The following is a 15,903-nucleotide window of genomic DNA, read 5'->3' as shown; positions in this document are numbered from 1 at the left end:
TCTTCTTGATCAGTTGGGGAAAGCGCAGCGCTTTCGCTTCGCGCCTGTAGCGCTGGTCTATCCCGCAAGGTTTTTGAATTGCTCGTCGGCAGCACGAACGGCTGCGACGAACTGCTTGATTTTGTCGGCGCTCTTGATGCCCTTGGACACCTCGACGCCTGAACTGACGTCAACGGCCAGGGTGGTGCAGCGCGGCCTGACCTGCAAGATGCCATCGGTCACGTTTGCAGGCGTCAACCCACCAGACAAAACGAGGTGAGCGTTGACGCTTGGAGGAAGCAGTGACCAATTGAATGTTTTTCCGCCGCCGCCGTAACCTTCGACATGGGCGTCGAGCAAGATGGCCTGGGCTGATGAGTAATCTTGCGCGTATTTTAAGAGATCAAAGCGCGCTGTGCCTGGCTCGGGGTTTTCGTCCAGCGGGATGCGCGCCGCGCGCAGGAAGGTCCTGCCGGCCTTGCGGCACTCTTCAGGCGTCTCATCACCATGAAACTGGACGATTGCGCAGGGAATACGGGCGCATGCAGCTATTATTTTTGTAGTGTCCGCGTTGACGAAAAGCAGCACCGGTGTGACAAACGGCGGCAGTCGGCTGGCCAGTTCGGCGGCGCGCTCCAGCGAGACATGGCGTGCGCTGTGTTCGTACATCACCAGGCCGATGGCGTCAATGCCAGCAGCGACGGCGGCATCAACGTCTTCCTCGCGGGTCAGGCCGCAGATCTTGATGCGGGTACGGGTTGATAGTGCCATGTGATATCCCTAGACAAGGGCAATTGCCGATCGATCATACGAAGTGGGTGAGCGCAGAGGCCACACTCGCCAGCAGGGGGCGCGGAACCGACTTTGCCGGGCCGCAGGCTGAAGGCTGCGGCTCCAAGTCCGCCTGCGCGCGCTTGGACAGCCTTCAGATGCGCCGGCTCTGGCGGCGTGGCGCCCTGCAAGGGCACCGGCCCCCTTGGGGGGCAGCGCATTACACGAAGTGAAAAGCGTGGGGGCAATCATGGCAACCAATCATAAGCGGCCGTGCGGGACGGCAGGCCATGGCGTTCCTCATACACCGGACCCAGAAAATACAGGCCGTCAGGGGAAAAGGTTGGGGCGGCGGCATCGCGGCGGCGTGCAGCCACCACGCCGGCCAGCCAATCCGGCGGCTGGCTGCCCTGGCCCACCGCCAGCAGGCAGCCCATGATGTTGCGGATCATGTGGTGCAAAAAGGCATTCGCCTCGAACTCGAAGTGCCAATAGCGCGACCCGGCGCCGGCGCGCTGCGAAATCTCGATGCGGTTCATGGTCTTGACCGGCGACTTCGCCTGGCACTGCGCAGCCCGGAACGAACTGAAGTCATGCTGGCCCATCAGGTGCAGGGCGGCTTGGCGCATGGCGTCGCCATCCAGCGGCCGGTAGACCCAGCCGACGCGCCCGGCTTCCACGCTGGGGCGCACGGGCGATTCAAGCACCACGTAGGCGTAGCGGCGGGCAATGGCGCTGGCGCGCGAATGGAATTCATCCGGGACCGGCTGCGCCCACTGCACCGCAATGTCGCGGGGCAAAAAGGCATTGGTGCCTCGCACCCACGAGGCGGTTTCGCGCTGCAGCGGGGTGTCGAAGTGCGCGACCTGCATCAGTGCGTGAACGCCGGCATCGGTGCGTCCAGCGCACATGACGCGAACCGGCTGCACGGCAAACTTGCTCAAGGCCAGTTCCAGCTGGTCCTGCACCGTCTTGCCGGAAAGCTGGCTTTGCCAGCCTTCGTAAGCGCTGCCGCTGTAGCTGATGCCGAGCGCAATCCTCACCGATGCTGTCCCGTTGATAAGCGCAGGCGTTTCAAGCGTTGTTCATACCAGGGTGTTGAGAAATGCCTGGGCCTTGAATTTCAAGGGGCCTTGGGCATGGGCCACGACCTCGTCGGCCAGCGACTTGGCACCTTCCGAATCGCCCAGGATGCGAAATTCCTCGGCCAGCAGGAACTTGATTTCAAGCGGGTCTTTTTCCGTTCCGGCCAAGGCTGTGGCGGGAGGCTTGGTGGCAGGGGGAAGATCCAGCGAAAGCGAATCCAGGTCGAATTCCAGCATGCCGCTGTGCGCCACGGGCGCCGTTGGGGCAAGGGCTGCCTTGGGCGCCATGAAGGGCTCGGGCGTGAAATCCATGCCATTGGCAACAAGATCAAACTTCGGTGAAGGCTCTACCGACAGGTTCCGAGGGTTCTGCGCCACTGGCGCAGTGTCCAGGTTCAAATCCAGGTCCAGAAAGGCTGATGGAATTGCAATGTCAGGCATTGGTTCGGCTTTTGAGCCGGGATAGGCGAGGGCGCCCGTTGTCATCGGCGCGGGCTGCATCGGCGTGGAAGATGGCTCGCCTGTCGGAGAATCGAGATCCAGGTCCAGGTCCAAATCGACGGCCTGTGGCATTCTGACAACCGGCGCCAGACCAGCCAGGGCCTGCGGGACAGTGCTGCTCAGGGGCATCAGTCCGGAGTTGCGTTTTCCGGGCAGGCTGACCGAAAAGCCGGCGTCAGACTGGTACATGGAATTGTTTGGCTCAAGTTCCTGGCCCAGCTGACTGATATAAGACCACTCCGCGCCATGGCCTCCCGTCAGCTTGAACACTGCCAGGGCCGCATTTTCGAAAGCCTTGTTGTCGCGTCGCTTGGCATGGATCTCAAGCAGCTTGATGTGAACGGCCAGACGCGTCGGGTGGGTCCGCAATGCCTCCTTGAGGATTTCTTCAGCCTGCTGATCGCGGCCATAGGCAAGGTAGACATCGGCTTCGGCCACGGGGTCTACATCGCCGGCAGCATCGAGCTGGCTGGGCGAGTAAGCCATCGAAGACGACCTGGCCGCATTGCTGGCGCCCGTATCGACACGCTGCCCGCCGCTGGCGCCAAAGAACGAATCGGTCTGCAGGCGGCTGTCCAGGAATGAACTGTCCACCTGGCTGGCCACTGAGGTTTTCCGGTAGCGCGCAAAGCCCAGACCTGCCAGCAATGCCAGCAGGACACCGCCGCCCAGCAGCAATGAATTGTCGATGATCCAGGTGACCAGGCCGGGCTCGGGCGGTGCGACGGGCGGGGCTGTCAGCGCGGCCTGCCCGCTTGTGGCGGCAGGTACGGGCGATGCCGGCGCGCTGGCCGACGGCGTTGGCTCCGGGGCAGGCGCATCGGGCACGGCTTGGGGAGCGGCCGAAGGCGCCGAAGCGCCGGCTTGCGCGGCACTGGAGGAAATCAGCGCTGGCGTTGCCGCGACTGCAGGTGCGCCACCGGCCGCTGGAGGGGCGCTGGAGCCTGCAACCGGCAGTCCTGGCGCCGTGCTGCCGGTACCGGGAATGGTGGCCTGGGGATTCAGTGCACTGCTAATTTTTGACGGATCTGTTGTTTTGCTTGCGGCATCCCTGGCGGACTGTTCGTCGGACTGCATGCCCTGAACGGCGCCTTTTGAAAGTGTCAGCCGGTCGGGCGAGTTGCTGGCTGGCGCACGGTCATCGATCCGGGTCTGGACCTTGCCACCGGCCTGGCGGTCTGCACTGTCAAGCTGCGTCGCCGGCACGCCGCCAGCCAGTTTTCGGCGGAAGGTGTTGAAGTCCTTGCTTTGGGCAATGAGGGTCCGTCTGGCATCGCCTGGCGAAAGCGCGTTGGCTGCCTGTGCATCCGGAATATCCACCACAGCGCCGGATTTGATCAGGTTGATGTTGCCATCAACGAATGCGTCGGGATTGCCCGTGAGCAAGGCCACCAGCATCTGGTCCAGCGACACGCTGGCAGGCTTGTTCCGGGCTGCAATCCTGCTGGCATTGTCGCCAGGCCTGACCGTAACCTGGCGGGTGCCGGACGGGCTTGGAGCAGGAAGTGCCCTGACGGCTTGCGGCCTGGGTGCTGCCGGCACGGCGCGGGCAGCAGGTTGGGCGTAGGGAACTGACGTGTCCTGCCTGGCGGGCAGGGCGGACGCGGCCACCGGTTCGCGCGGCAGTACAGGCGTCGACGACACCAGGGGAGGGCTGCCAGTTCGCAGGTTGGGCGGGTCAAACAGCATCGTGTAATCGCGGGTGACACGCCCGGAAGCCCATCGTGCTTCAAGCACCAGGTCCACGAAGGGCTCGCCGATGGCCCGGTTGCTGGTCAGGCGCAAATAAGGCCTGCCGTCCGGGCGTCGCTGGAGCCGAACATCCAGACCCGAGGCGGCGGCGGAGTATTCCAGTCCTGCGGCCCTGAAAACGTCAGCCCCCGCCACGCCGACCCTGAGGCTGGAGGCTTCGTCGGCGCTGAGATCGGAAATGTCGATTTCCGCCCTCAGGGATTCGCCCAGGGCGGACTGAACCGTGATGCGGCCTAGCGCCACCGCATGCGCTTCGAGGCTTGCCAGGCAACCGAGCAATGCGATTGCACTTGCCATGGCACCAATACGCCAGCGACCGGGATGATTCATGAAGTTTTGAGCTTCTGGAGCTCGGTCTGATTGAAACGTTTTAGGGCTTGAGCGCACAGGGGCCTTGAGGCTAATTTTTGAAAAACAACCTTAGTATCAAGGCTTGATACTGACAAGTTGTGACAATACTTAAGTTTCAACACTTTAATTCAACGGCAATACTGTGACTTTATTCGTTGCCTGAAGACAACGAATAAAGTCTGCTTGCCGCATTTCAGGATTGTAGGTGCTCAGTCGCCCTGTAAAGCGGATTCAAGCCTCGATCAAGATGCGCAGCATGCGGCGCAGCGGCTCTGCGGCGCCCCAGAGCAACTGGTCGCCCACGGTAAACGCGCCCAGGTATTCCGGTCCCATGGCCAGCTTGCGCAGGCGCCCAACCGGGATCTGCATGGTCCCCGTCACGGCCACCGGGGTCAGGTCCTTGATCGAAGCTTCCCGCGTATTGGGTACCACTTTTACCCAGGCATTGTCGGCGGCGATCATGGCTTCGATGTCGGCCAGCGGAACGTCCTTCTTGAGCTTGAAGGTCAGCGCCTGGCTATGGCAGCGCATGGCGCCGATGCGCACGCAAAAGCCATCCACCGGCACTGCGGCCGTGCCGAAGCCCGCGCCCTGGCCCAAAATCTTGTTGGTTTCGGCGCCGCCCTTCCACTCTTCCTTGCTCATGCCGTCGCCCAGGTCCTTGTCGATCCAGGGAATCAGGCTGCCGCCCAGCGGAACGCCGAAGTTGGCGGTTTCCGAGGCGGTCAGTGATTGCTGCCTGGCCAGGATGCGGCGGTCGATCTCCAAAATAGCCGATTTCGGATCGTCCAGTAGCGCCTTGACTTCAGCATTGAGCGTGCCGTACTGGTTGAGCAACTCGCGCATGTGCTGCGCGCCGCCGCCTGACGCCGCCTGGTAGGTCATGCTGGTCATCCATTCGACCAGGCCGGCCTTGTACAGTGCGCCAACGCCCATCAGCATGCAGCTGACGGTGCAGTTGCCGCCCACCCAGTTGTTGCCGCCCTTGGCCAGCGCGTTCTGGATGACCGGCAGATTCACCGGGTCGAGCACGATGACGGCGTCATCGTTCATGCGCAGCGTCGAGGCGGCGTCGATCCAGTGGCCGGTCCAGCCGGCGGCGCGCAGCTTGGGGAACACTTCGGCGGTGTAGTCGCCGCCCTGGGCGGTGATGATGATGTCGCACTTCTTGAGCGCCTCGATGTCGAAGGCGTCCTTCAGGGTGGTTTCGTTCTTCGCCTGCGCCGGGGCCTTGCCGCCGGCGTTCGAGGTCGAGAAGAAAACCGGCTCGATCAGCTCGAAGTCGCCTTCGGCCTGCATGCGGTCGATCAGCACCGAGCCGACCATGCCGCGCCAGCCGACGAGTCCTGTGAGATTGCCTTTGAGTTTCATGATTGCCCTTGAAAAGTACGAAAAAATCGGCTTTTTGGCCCGGCTCATCGGGCCGGAGGGCACGACGAACCGGGCTTGTCAGCCTTTAATGGTGGTCGTTGGGGTAGTCTGGGCAAAAGCCCGCTCGCCATGCCTGGTCCGCAAGGCGGTTGCAAGGGCGACTGGCATCAGGCTTTTACACATTCTCATATTGTAACGATGCCTGCCTTTTGCCTGGCTGACAAGCTGGGCAGGCAACGAAACAGCTGATGCGGCTTCAGCCCAGTGCTTTCACGACCGCATCGCCCATTTCCACGGTGCCGACCCGGGTGGTGCCTTCGCTGTGGATGTCAGGGGTGCGCAGACCCTGCGTTAACACCTTGTCTACGGCTTGCTCGATGCGGGCGGCAGCGTCTGGCTGGTTCAGGCTGAAGCGCAGCATCATCGCGGCGCTCAAAATGGTCGCCAGCGGATTGGCCACGCCCTTGCCGGCAATGTCGGGTGCGCTGCCGTGGCTGGGCTCATACAGGCCTTGACCTTTGTCGTTCAGGCTGGCCGAGGGCAGCATGCCGATGGAGCCGGTCAGCATGGCCGCCGCGTCCGACAGGATGTCGCCGAACATGTTGCCGGTCACCACCACGTCGAATTTCTTCGGCGCCTTGACCAGTTGCATGGCGGCGTTGTCCACGTACATGTGGTCCAGCGCCACGTCGGGGTACTGCTGGCCGATTTCGGTGACCACGTCTTTCCAGAGCTGGAAGGTTTCCAGCACGTTGGCCTTGTCCACGCTGGTCACGCGCCCTTCACCGCCCGCAGCTTTGCGCTTGCGCGCTGCCTGGAAAGCGACATGGGCGATGCGCTCGATCTCGGGGCGCGAGTAGCGCATGGTGTCGAAAGCCTCTTCGGCGCCGGGAAAGTGCCCGTCGGTGGCAATGCGCCGGCCGCGCGGCTGGCCGAAGTAGATGTCGCCGGTCAGTTCGCGGATGATGAGGATGTCCAGGCCGGACACCAGTTCGCGCTTCAGGCTCGACGCATCCACGAGTTGCGGGTAACAGATGGCCGGGCGGAAATTGGCGAACAGGCCGAGGTTCTTGCGCAGGCCCAAAATGGCTTGCTCCGGGCGCAGGGGGCGGTCCAGCGTGTCGTATTTCCAGTCACCGACCGCGCCAAACAGCACGGCGTCCGAATCCTTGGCCAGCTTTAACGTGGCCTCGGGCAGCGGATGACCAAAAGCCTCGTAGGCCGCACCGCCGACCAGTGCGGTTTCCAGCTCAAGGTTCAGGTCCAGAACCTTCAGGACCTTGACCGCCTCGGCGACGATTTCGGTGCCAATGCCATCACCCGGGAGAATTGCGATTTTCATGATTACTATCTTTTTTATAGCTGCTTGCGCACGTCCGTATTGCGAAAAAGCACTATTTTGTTATTAACAAGGGTCAACCAGCGACCGTGTGATTCAGCCAGGGCTTGGCGGCCAGACGTTCGGCTTCAAATGCCTTGATCTTGTCGCTTTGCAGCAAGGTCAGGCCGATGTCGTCAAAGCCATTCAACAAGCAGTATTTGCGGAACGCCTGCACGTCGAAAGGCAACTCTTCGCCTTGCGCCTTGACGATGACCTGGCGCTTCAGGTCAATGGTCAGCGTGTAGCCGGGAAATGCCAGCACTTCGTCAAACAGCCGGGCCACCTGCGCCTCGGGTAGCACGATGGGCAGCAGGCCGTTCTTGAAGCTGTTGTTGAAGAAGATGTCGGCGTAGCTGGGCGCAATGATGGCGCGAAAGCCGAACTGGTCCAGCGCCCACGGCGCATGCTCGCGCGACGAGCCGCAGCCGAAATTCTTGCGCGCCAGCAGGATCGAGGCGCCGGCGTAGCGCGGCTGGTTCAGCACAAACTCCGGATTGGGCTTGCGGCTTAGCGGGTCCTGGCCCGGAAAACCCGCGTCCAGGTAGCGCCATTCGTCAAACAGGTTCGGGCCAAAACCGGTCTTGCGGATCGACTTGAGGAACTGCTTGGGGATGATGGCGTCGGTATCGACGTTCTCGCGGTCCATCGGCGCCACGAGGCCTTGGTGTACGGTGAATTTTTGCATGCGGTTCTCGCCTATCTGGCAGCGTTTGAAACAGCGGAGCCTGCGCGTTGCACGTCCTGGCCAATGCCGTGGATGGTGTTGCAGCCAGACAGCGCAAAGGTGGAGACGAGCAGGGCACATGTCGCCAGCAGCAGGGAAATTGATCTTTTCATGGCATTTTTCCGGTTGCGTCAGACAAATTTACGGATGTCGACAAAGTGGCCATGCACCGCCGCCGCCGCCGCCATGGCCGGGCTGACCAGGTGGGTTCGGCCGCCGGCGCCTTGCCGGCCTTCAAAGTTGCGGTTGCTGGTGGACGCGCAGCGCTCGCCCGGCTCCAGCCGGTCGGCATTCATTGCCAGGCACATCGAGCAACCGGGCTCGCGCCATTCAAAGCCCGCAGCGATGAAAATCTTGTCCAGGCCTTCGCGTTCGGCCTGTTCCTTGACCAGTCCCGACCCCGGAACCACCAGGGCGAGCTTGACGTTTTTGGCGACTTTCTGGCCGATTTTTTTCACCACGGCGGCGGCTTCGCGCATGTCCTCGATGCGGCTGTTGGTGCAGGAGCCGATGAATACCTTGTCGATGTACAAATCGTTCAGCGCCTTGCCGGGCTCCAGGCCCATGTAGGCCAGGGCGCGTTCGATGGCGCCGCGCTTGTTGGCGTCTTTTTCCTTCTCCGGGTCCGGCACGCGGCCGTCAATCGACAGCACCATTTCGGGCGATGTTCCCCAGCTGACCTGCGGCAGGATCTGGCTGGCATCGAGTTCGACCACGGCGTCAAACTGCGCATCGGCGTCTGAATGCAGCGTGGCCCAGTAGCGCGCGGCCATGTCCCATTCAGGGCCGCCGACGAACTGGCCGGTCCTGGGATCGGTTCCGGGCGCGAGCAGGCGGCCCTTCACGTACTCGATGGTCTTGGCATCGACCGCCACCAGGCCGGCGCGCGCGCCGCCTTCAATCGCCATGTTGCACACCGTCATGCGGCCTTCCATGCTGAGCGCGCGAATCGCCGAGCCGGCGAATTCAATCGTGTAGCCGGTGCCGCCCGCCGTGCCGATCTTGCCGATGATGGCCAGCACGATGTCCTTGGCGGTCACGCCTTTGGCCACGGCGCCCTCGACCTTGATGAGCATGTTCCTGGCCTTCTTGGCCAGCAGGGTTTGCGTGGCCATGACGTGTTCGACCTCGCTGGTGCCGATGCCGTGCGCCAGTGCGCCGAAAGCGCCGTGGGTGGAGGTGTGCGAATCGCCGCAAACCACGGTCATGCCGGGCAGGGTGGCGCCGTTTTCGGGGCCGATCACATGCACGATGCCCTGGCGTTTGGACATGAAGGGAAAGAAGGCGGCGGCGCCGAATTCCTTGATGTTGGCGTCCAGCGTGGTGATCTGTTCCTTGCTGACCAGGTCGGTGATGCCGTCGTAGCCGAGTTCCCAGCCGGTGGTCGGCGTGTTGTGGTCGGCTGTCGCCACGATGGAGCTGATGCGCCAGACCTTGCGGCCGGCTTCGCGCAGGCCTTCGAAGGCTTGCGGGCTGGTCACTTCATGGACCAGGTGTCGGTCGATGTAGAGAATCGAGGTGCCGTCTTCTTCGGTATGAACGACGTGTTCGTCCCAGATTTTGTCGTAGAGGGTGCGTCCCATGGGTGTTCCTTCGTGGTCTTCGGGTGATTTTATGAGGTGAGTGCCTGTTGGGCCAGATGGTCAACCAGCAGTCGCGCGGTCAGGGGCAAGGTGGAGAAATCGCGCGCCACCAGGTCGATCCGGCGTTCCGCCCAGCCATCGAGCAGTGCGATGGATTCCAGTTCGCCCACGCCATGCATGAGCCCAAAGGCACGCTGGGGCATCACCCCAACCCCCAGGCCGTTGTGGATCATGCGGCACATGGCGTCCAGCCCGGTGACATGGATGCGCAGCTTGATGGTGCGCCCGACGGTGGCGGCCGCCTGGCGCATGGCCAGGTAAATCGAGCTGTTGGAATGCAGGCCAACGTGGTCATGGTCCAGCGTATCTTCAAAATGAATAGCGCCTTGCGCAAGCAGGGCATGCCCTTTGGGGACAATCAGCACCAGCTTGTCCTGGCGGTAGGGCAATGTCTGCAACTCGCCCGTGCCGTTGGCGGTATTGCACACGCCCAGATCCGCCGTGCCTTCCTGCACGGCGCGGACCACTTCGGTGCTCAGGTGTTCTTCCAGGTCGATCTTGATCTCGCTGTGCCGGCGGATGAAGTCGCCCAGATCTTCGGGCAGGAACTGCACGATGGCCGAAATGCTGGCGTGTACCCGCACATGGCCGCGCACGCCATCGGCATATTCGCTCAGCTCGCCCTGCATCTTTTCAAGGCTGAACAGCACCGAGCGCGCATGGTGCAGCAGGCTTTGACCGGCCGGCGTCAGGTCGACGCCCCGCGTATGGCGGTAGAGCAGCGGCGTGTCCAGCGTGGCTTCGAGGTCGCTCAGCCGCTTGCTGACGGCGGAGGCCGCGATGAATTCGCGCTCGGCCGCCTTGCCGATGCTGCCCAGTTCGCACACGGCCACGAAGAGCTGAAGCGAGGTCAGGTCGATGCGTCGGGCGAAATTGCGTTCAGAGCTTTTGATGGACATGGTTTGGTGGCATCGTCTCAGGCGATGGACTGCGATTTTGCAGCATGACTTGCAACTCCGCCATCGCAGTTTACGATGTCTGGCGTAACGAAGCTGAAAGCGTGAGAAATTTATGCGGATGATGCAAGAATAATAGCCTTTTTAGGTATTTCCGCTTGTCCTGTATGCGTAGATAGCTATAGAAATAATAGCGATCAACAAAAAAGCCCGCCGATGTTTCCATCTGGCGGGCTTTGGCAAAAGCGCCTAAAGACGGGCGGCTTAGCGCTGTGCCATCGGCTTGACTTCACGCTGGGTGGAGCCGACGAAGAGCTGGCGCGGACGGCCAATCTTGTACTCGGGGTCGCCAATCATTTCGTTCAGCTGGGCCATCCAGCCGACGTTGCGGGCCAGTGCAAAGATGGCGGTGAACAGCGGCACGGGGATGCCAATGGCGCGCTGCACGATGCCGGAGTAGAAGTCCACGTTGGGGTAGAGCTTGCGCGAGACAAAATAATCGTCTTCCAGTGCAATCTTTTCCAGCGCCATGGCCAGCTTGAACAGCGGGTCGTTTTCCAGGCCCATTTCCTGCAGCACTTCCTTGCAGGTTTCCTGCATCAGCTTGGCGCGCGGGTCGTAGTTCTTGTAGACACGGTGACCAAAACCCATCAGCTTGACGGTGGAATTCTTGTCCTTGACCTGCTTGATGAATTCGCCGATGTTTTCGATGCCGCCGTTTTTCTGGATGTCGCCCAGCATGTTCAGCGCCGCTTCGTTGGCGCCGCCGTGGGCCGGGCCCCAGAGGCAGGCCACGCCGGCTGCAATGGCAGCGAACGGGTTGGTGCCCGACGAGCCGCACAGGCGAACCGTGGAAGTTGATGCGTTCTGCTCGTGGTCCGCATGCAGGATGAAGATGCGGTCCAGCGCGCGTTCGAGCACCGGGTTCACCTTGTACTCCTCGCATGGCGTGGCAAACATCATGTGCAGGAAATTGCCGGCGTAGCTCAGGTCGTTGCGCGGGTACATGTAGGGCTGGCCCACGGTGTACTTGTACGCCATGGCGACCAGCGTCGGCATCTTGGCGATCAGGCGGATCGCGGCAATGTCGCGGTGCTCCGGATTGTTGATGTCGGTGCTGTCATGGTAGAACGCCGACAGGGCGCCGACCAGGCCGGTCATGATAGCCATCGGGTGCGCGTCGCGGCGGAAACCACGCAGGAAAAACTGCATCTGCTCGTTGACCATGGTGTGGTTGGTCACGCGGCCGACAAAGGTCTTCTTTTGCGCAGCGTCCGGCAGTTCCCCGTAGAGCAGCAGGTGGCAGGTTTCCAGGTAGTCGCAGTTGGTGGCCAGCTGCTCGATCGGGTAGCCGCGGTAGAGCAGTTCGCCCTTGTCGCCGTCGATGTAGGTGATGGCCGACTGGCAGGCTGCGGTGGACAGGAAACCCGGGTCATAGGTGAACATGCCGGTCTGGGCATAGAGCTTGCGAATGTCCACAACATCAGGGCCTACGGTGCCCTGGTAAACAGGAAGGTCCACGTTGGGGCTACCATTGCTGAAGGACAGGGTGGCTTTGTTGTCAGCTAACTTCATGTTGTGTTCTTTCTCTCTTGTCAGAGGGGTGAATTAGGAAACCAGGGAACCCGGCCGCAGCATGCTCAAAACTTCAAGTGCTTCGGGAGTTGAGGCGCTTGCCTTTGCAGGCAGTTCGGAAAGCTGGTCAGGTTCTTTGCGTCTGAGCAGGAGGTCCAGCAGGTCATTGTCAGACAGATCCATTAAATCATTCAAGCCTTTAGCCTGCCTGACATTGAGCGTGGATTCAAAGCGCAGAAAGAATTTTTCGATCAGCAGGTCGTTCTCCAGCAGACCCCGCCGGCAGCGCCAGCGCAGCTTGCTCAGGCTTCGCTCATCGAGCAAATCGTCGGTCATTTCCATGGACTTGTGATCTTGCGCAAGGTCAGACCGTGCGCAAGACCATCATTTCCTTGATCTTGCCGATGGCCTTGGCCGGATTCAGGCCCTTGGGGCAGACATCGACGCAGTTCATGATGGTGTGGCAGCGGAACAGCCGGTACGGGTCTTCTAGGTTGTCGAGCCGTTCGGCGGTGGCTTCGTCGCGGCTGTCAGCCAGGAAACGGTAGGCTTGCAGCAGACCGGCGGGACCGACGAACTTGTCGGGATTCCACCAGAAGCTCGGGCACGCCGTCGAGCAGCTCGCGCACAAGATGCACTCGTACAGGCCGTTGAGCTCATCGCGCTCTTCCGGGCTTTGCAGGCGCTCGGTCTGCGGCGGCACGTTGTTGTTGATCAGGTAGGGCTTGATCGAGTTGTACTGCTTGAAGAACTGCGTCATGTCGACAAACAGGTCGCGCACCACGGGCAGGCCGGGCAGCGGCTTGAGGACAATGGTGCCCTTGAGCGTGTTCATGTTGGTCAGGCAGGCCAGGCCGTTCTTGCCGTTGATGTTCATCGCGTCCGAGCCGCACACGCCTTCGCGGCACGAGCGGCGAAAGCTGATGGTGGGGTCCTGCGCCTTGAGCTTCATCAGCGCGTCGAGCAGCATGCGCTCGTGACCGTCGAGTTCGACCTCGATGGTCTGCATGTAGGGCTTGGCGTCGGTATCGGGGTTGTAGCGGTAAATCTGGAACGTACGTTTGGTCATGTGGGTTCTCGCTTCTTTCGATATTGGGGTCGGGCCGTCGCTTAGAACGTGCGCGTTTTCAGTTCCACGGACGCCACCGTCAGCGGCTTCATCTGCACCGGCTTGTAGGCCAGCGAATTGGTTTCGCTGTACCAGAGCGTGTGCTTGTGCCAGTCGGTGTCGTTGCGGCCGTTCGGATGTTCCGGCGTGTCGCCGAAGTCATCGACCGAGTGCGCGCCACGGCTTTCCTTGCGGGCGGCGGCGGAGACGATGGTGGCCTGGGCGGCCTCGATCAGGTTTTCGACTTCCAGCGCCTCGATGCGCGCAGTGTTGAAAATCTTTGACTTGTCTTTCAGGCCGATCTTGTTCACGCGATCCCGCAGGGCGGCAATCTTGGTCACGCCTTCGTTCATGACGGCCTGGGTGCGGAACACGCCGGCATGCTGCTGCATGGCAGCGCGCAGGTCGTTGGCCACGTCCTGGGCGTACTCGCCATCGGTTGCATTGTCCAGGCGCGCGATGCGGGCCAGGGTCTTGTCTGCAGCATCTGCAGGCAGTTCCTTATGGGTCGTGCTGTTGTTGAACTCAACAATGTGGTTGCCGGCAGCGCGCCCGAACACCAGCAGGTCGAGCAGCGAGTTCGTGCCGAGGCGGTTGGCGCCATGCACGCTCACACAGGAGCATTCGCCCACGGCATACAGGCCGTTGACGACTTCGCTCTTGTTCTCGGTGTTTTGCGTGACCACCTGGCCATGGATGTTGGTCGGAATGCCACCCATCTGGTAGTGGATGGTGGGCACCACGGGAATCGCTTCCTTGGTGATGTCCACGTTGGCAAAGTTGTGGCCGATTTCAAACACCGAAGGCAGGCGCTTCATGATGGCGTCCACGCCCAGGTGTGTCATGTCGAGCAGGATGTAGTCCTTGTTCGGGCCGCAGCCGCGACCTTCCTTGATTTCCTGGTCCATCGACCGGGAAACGAAGTCGCGCGGCGCCAGGTCCTTGAGCGTTGGCGCATAGCGCTCCATGAAACGCTCGCCGTTGCAGTTGCGCAAAATCGCGCCTTCGCCACGGCAGCCTTCGGTCAGCAGCACGCCGGCACCGGCCACGCCGGTGGGGTGGAACTGCCAGAATTCCATGTCTTCCAGCGGAATGCCGGCGCGCGCAGCCATGCCCAGGCCGTCGCCGGTGTTGATGAAGGCGTTGGTCGATGCCGCAAAGATGCGGCCTGCGCCACCGGTGGCCAGCAGGGTGGTCTTGGCTTCGAAGATGTGGACGTCGCCGGTTTCCATTTCGAGGGCGGTCACGCCAACCACGTCGCCAGCGGCATCGCGGATCAGGTCCAGGGCCATCCATTCGACGAAGAAACTGGTCTTTTCCTTGACGTTTTGCTGGTACAGCGTGTGCAGCATGGCGTGGCCGGTGCGGTCGGCTGCGGCGCAGGCGCGCTGGACCGGCTTTTCGCCATAGTTGGCGGTGTGGCCTCCGAAGGGACGCTGGTAGATCGTGCCGTCGGGGTTGCGGTCGAACGGCATGCCCATGTGCTCCAGGTCATACACGACCTTGGGGGCTTCGCGGCACATGTATTCAATGGCATCCTGGTCGCCGAGCCAGTCGGAACCCTTGACCGTGTCATAAAAATGATAGTGCCAGTTGTCTTCGGACATGTTGCCCAGCGACGCGCCAATGCCGCCTTGTGCTGCCACGGTGTGCGAGCGGGTCGGGAACACTTTGGACAGCACGGCGACATTCAGGCCTGCACGGGCCAGTTGCAGCGATGCGCGCATGCCGGAGCCGCCGGCACCCACGATGACGACGTCAAATTTGCGCTTGGGAAGTTTGGAGGTAGCAGTCATGTTTTTATAAATCTTGGAAGCTGGAAAATGCCAGCATTGACTTTAGGGAAGAACTGTCGGATCAAAGGCGCCACAGCACCTGGATACCCCAGCCTGCGCAGGCAACCAGCCAGATGATGGTGAACACCTGCAGCAGCAGGCGCAGACCCACCGGCTTGATGTAATCCATCCAGATATCGCGCATGCCCACCCAGACATGCTGGAGCAGGGCGATGATGACGGCAAAGGTCAGCACCTTCATCCATTGGGGCGAAAAGATACCGGCCCATTGGTCATAGCCGATGGGGCCTTTGCTGAAAATGACCTGAGCCAGCAGCAGCACGGTGAAAATGGCCATCAGGGCCGCCGTGATGCGCTGGCTCAGCCAGTCGCGTGTACCGTAGTGGGCGCCGACAACGATGCGCTTTGATCCGTAATTGACAGACATGGTTTTCTTTCCTTGATCAGTTGGGGGCAATGCTTGCCGTGTTTGCGCAGCAGTTGCCCTGCGAACTTTTTGTTTTTAGTAGAGGCCGAACAGCTTGGCGCCCAGCACCAGCGTGAGGCCGATGCTCACGACCAGCGTGAAAGCGGCTGACTGGCGGCCGAAGTTCTTGCTGACGGCCTCATGGCTGCTGTCCATCCACAAATGGCGAAGGCCTGCCAGGAAATGGTGCAGGTAGGCCCAGATCAGGGCCAGCGCCACCAGTTTCCACAGCACGCCTGGCAAGCCCAGCATGCCTGCGTTGAAGGCGGACTTGAATCGGTCGAAAGAGATGTCTGAAGAAATCGACGTGTCAAACATCCAGATGATGAAGGGCATCAGCATGAACATGATGGCCCCGCTGACACGGTGCAGGATGGAAACGATGCCCGCCAGCGGCAATCGGTAGCTCGGCAGGTCGGTAAAGGCATTGATATTTCGGAACTCTGGCCGCTTGGGGCGTGGAGTGGATGCCAGCTCTGTCATTTTTATGGGCTTTCGTGGTGG

15 protein-coding genes are annotated in these 15,903 nt (G+C 61.5%); all 15 read right to left on the bottom strand.

The features are described from left to right. Nucleotides 1-57: 57 nt before the first annotated feature. Entirely contained in the window at nt 58-750 is a 693-nt protein-coding gene (locus EC86_RS0110085; RefSeq protein ID WP_029525519.1) for a phosphoribosylanthranilate isomerase, read from the bottom strand. Nucleotides 751-998: 248 nt separating this feature from the next. Beyond that, the gene (gene truA, locus EC86_RS0110080) at nt 999-1,793 is read right to left on the bottom strand and encodes a tRNA pseudouridine(38-40) synthase TruA (protein ID WP_029525518.1); all 795 of its coding nucleotides are present in this window, start codon (nt 1,791-1,793) and stop codon (nt 999-1,001) included. A 42-nt stretch (nt 1,794-1,835) separates the two neighbouring features. Next, a complete protein-coding gene (locus EC86_RS0110075) occupies nt 1,836-4,385 on the bottom strand; it encodes a FimV/HubP family polar landmark protein (protein WP_232229850.1) in 2,550 nt (849 codons plus the stop codon). Nucleotides 4,386-4,670: 285 nt separating this feature from the next. Further along, nucleotides 4,671-5,810 (bottom strand): aspartate-semialdehyde dehydrogenase, encoded by a 1,140-nt coding sequence (gene asd / locus EC86_RS0110070; RefSeq protein ID WP_029525516.1) that lies wholly within the window; start codon nt 5,808-5,810, stop codon nt 4,671-4,673. Nucleotides 5,811-6,066: 256 nt separating this feature from the next. After that, a complete protein-coding gene (gene leuB, locus EC86_RS0110060) occupies nt 6,067-7,152 on the bottom strand; it encodes a 3-isopropylmalate dehydrogenase (RefSeq protein WP_029525514.1) in 1,086 nt (361 codons plus the stop codon). A 73-nt stretch (nt 7,153-7,225) separates the two neighbouring features. Beyond that, nucleotides 7,226-7,876, bottom strand: a complete 651-nt coding sequence (gene leuD, locus EC86_RS0110055; RefSeq protein WP_029525513.1) for a 3-isopropylmalate dehydratase small subunit — start codon at nt 7,874-7,876, stop codon at nt 7,226-7,228. A gap of 11 nt (nt 7,877-7,887) precedes the next feature. Beyond that, entirely contained in the window at nt 7,888-8,028 is a 141-nt protein-coding gene (locus tag EC86_RS27710; protein WP_084181267.1) for an entericidin A/B family lipoprotein, read from the bottom strand. A gap of 18 nt (nt 8,029-8,046) precedes the next feature. After that, complete coding sequence (gene leuC / locus EC86_RS0110050) at nt 8,047-9,498, bottom strand: 3-isopropylmalate dehydratase large subunit (RefSeq protein ID WP_029525512.1); 1,452 nt, start codon at nt 9,496-9,498, stop codon at nt 8,047-8,049. A gap of 29 nt (nt 9,499-9,527) precedes the next feature. Then, a complete protein-coding gene (locus EC86_RS0110045) occupies nt 9,528-10,451 on the bottom strand; it encodes a LysR family transcriptional regulator (protein WP_029525511.1) in 924 nt (307 codons plus the stop codon). 267 nt (nt 10,452-10,718) lie between these two features. After that, nucleotides 10,719-12,029 (bottom strand): citrate synthase, encoded by a 1,311-nt coding sequence (gene gltA / locus EC86_RS0110040; protein WP_029525510.1) that lies wholly within the window; start codon nt 12,027-12,029, stop codon nt 10,719-10,721. A gap of 33 nt (nt 12,030-12,062) precedes the next feature. Beyond that, nucleotides 12,063-12,371, bottom strand: a complete 309-nt coding sequence (locus EC86_RS0110035) for an FAD assembly factor SdhE (RefSeq protein WP_029525509.1) — start codon at nt 12,369-12,371, stop codon at nt 12,063-12,065. Between the two features lie 22 nt (nt 12,372-12,393). Next, nucleotides 12,394-13,098 (bottom strand): succinate dehydrogenase iron-sulfur subunit, encoded by a 705-nt coding sequence (locus tag EC86_RS0110030; protein ID WP_029525508.1) that lies wholly within the window; start codon nt 13,096-13,098, stop codon nt 12,394-12,396. Nucleotides 13,099-13,139: 41 nt separating this feature from the next. Beyond that, complete coding sequence (gene sdhA / locus EC86_RS0110025) at nt 13,140-14,933, bottom strand: succinate dehydrogenase flavoprotein subunit (RefSeq protein ID WP_029525507.1); 1,794 nt, start codon at nt 14,931-14,933, stop codon at nt 13,140-13,142. Between the two features lie 61 nt (nt 14,934-14,994). After that, nucleotides 14,995-15,360 carry a succinate dehydrogenase, hydrophobic membrane anchor protein gene (sdhD, locus tag EC86_RS0110020; RefSeq protein WP_029525506.1) on the bottom strand — a complete coding sequence of 122 codons (366 nt, stop codon included), beginning with the start codon at nt 15,358-15,360 and terminating at the stop codon, nt 14,995-14,997. Nucleotides 15,361-15,435: 75 nt separating this feature from the next. Continuing rightward, nucleotides 15,436-15,882, bottom strand: coding sequence for a succinate dehydrogenase, cytochrome b556 subunit (gene sdhC / locus EC86_RS0110015; protein ID WP_029525505.1), 447 nt, complete (start codon nt 15,880-15,882; stop codon nt 15,436-15,438). Between the last annotated feature and the right edge of the window lie 21 nt (nt 15,883-15,903).

It is taken from the genome of Polaromonas glacialis (genome assembly GCF_000709345.1).
Classification (GTDB): Bacteria; Pseudomonadota; Gammaproteobacteria; order Burkholderiales; family Burkholderiaceae_C; genus Polaromonas; species Polaromonas glacialis.
Note: the sequence above shows the minus strand (reverse complement) of the source record. Positions and strands in the feature narration are given on the sequence as shown.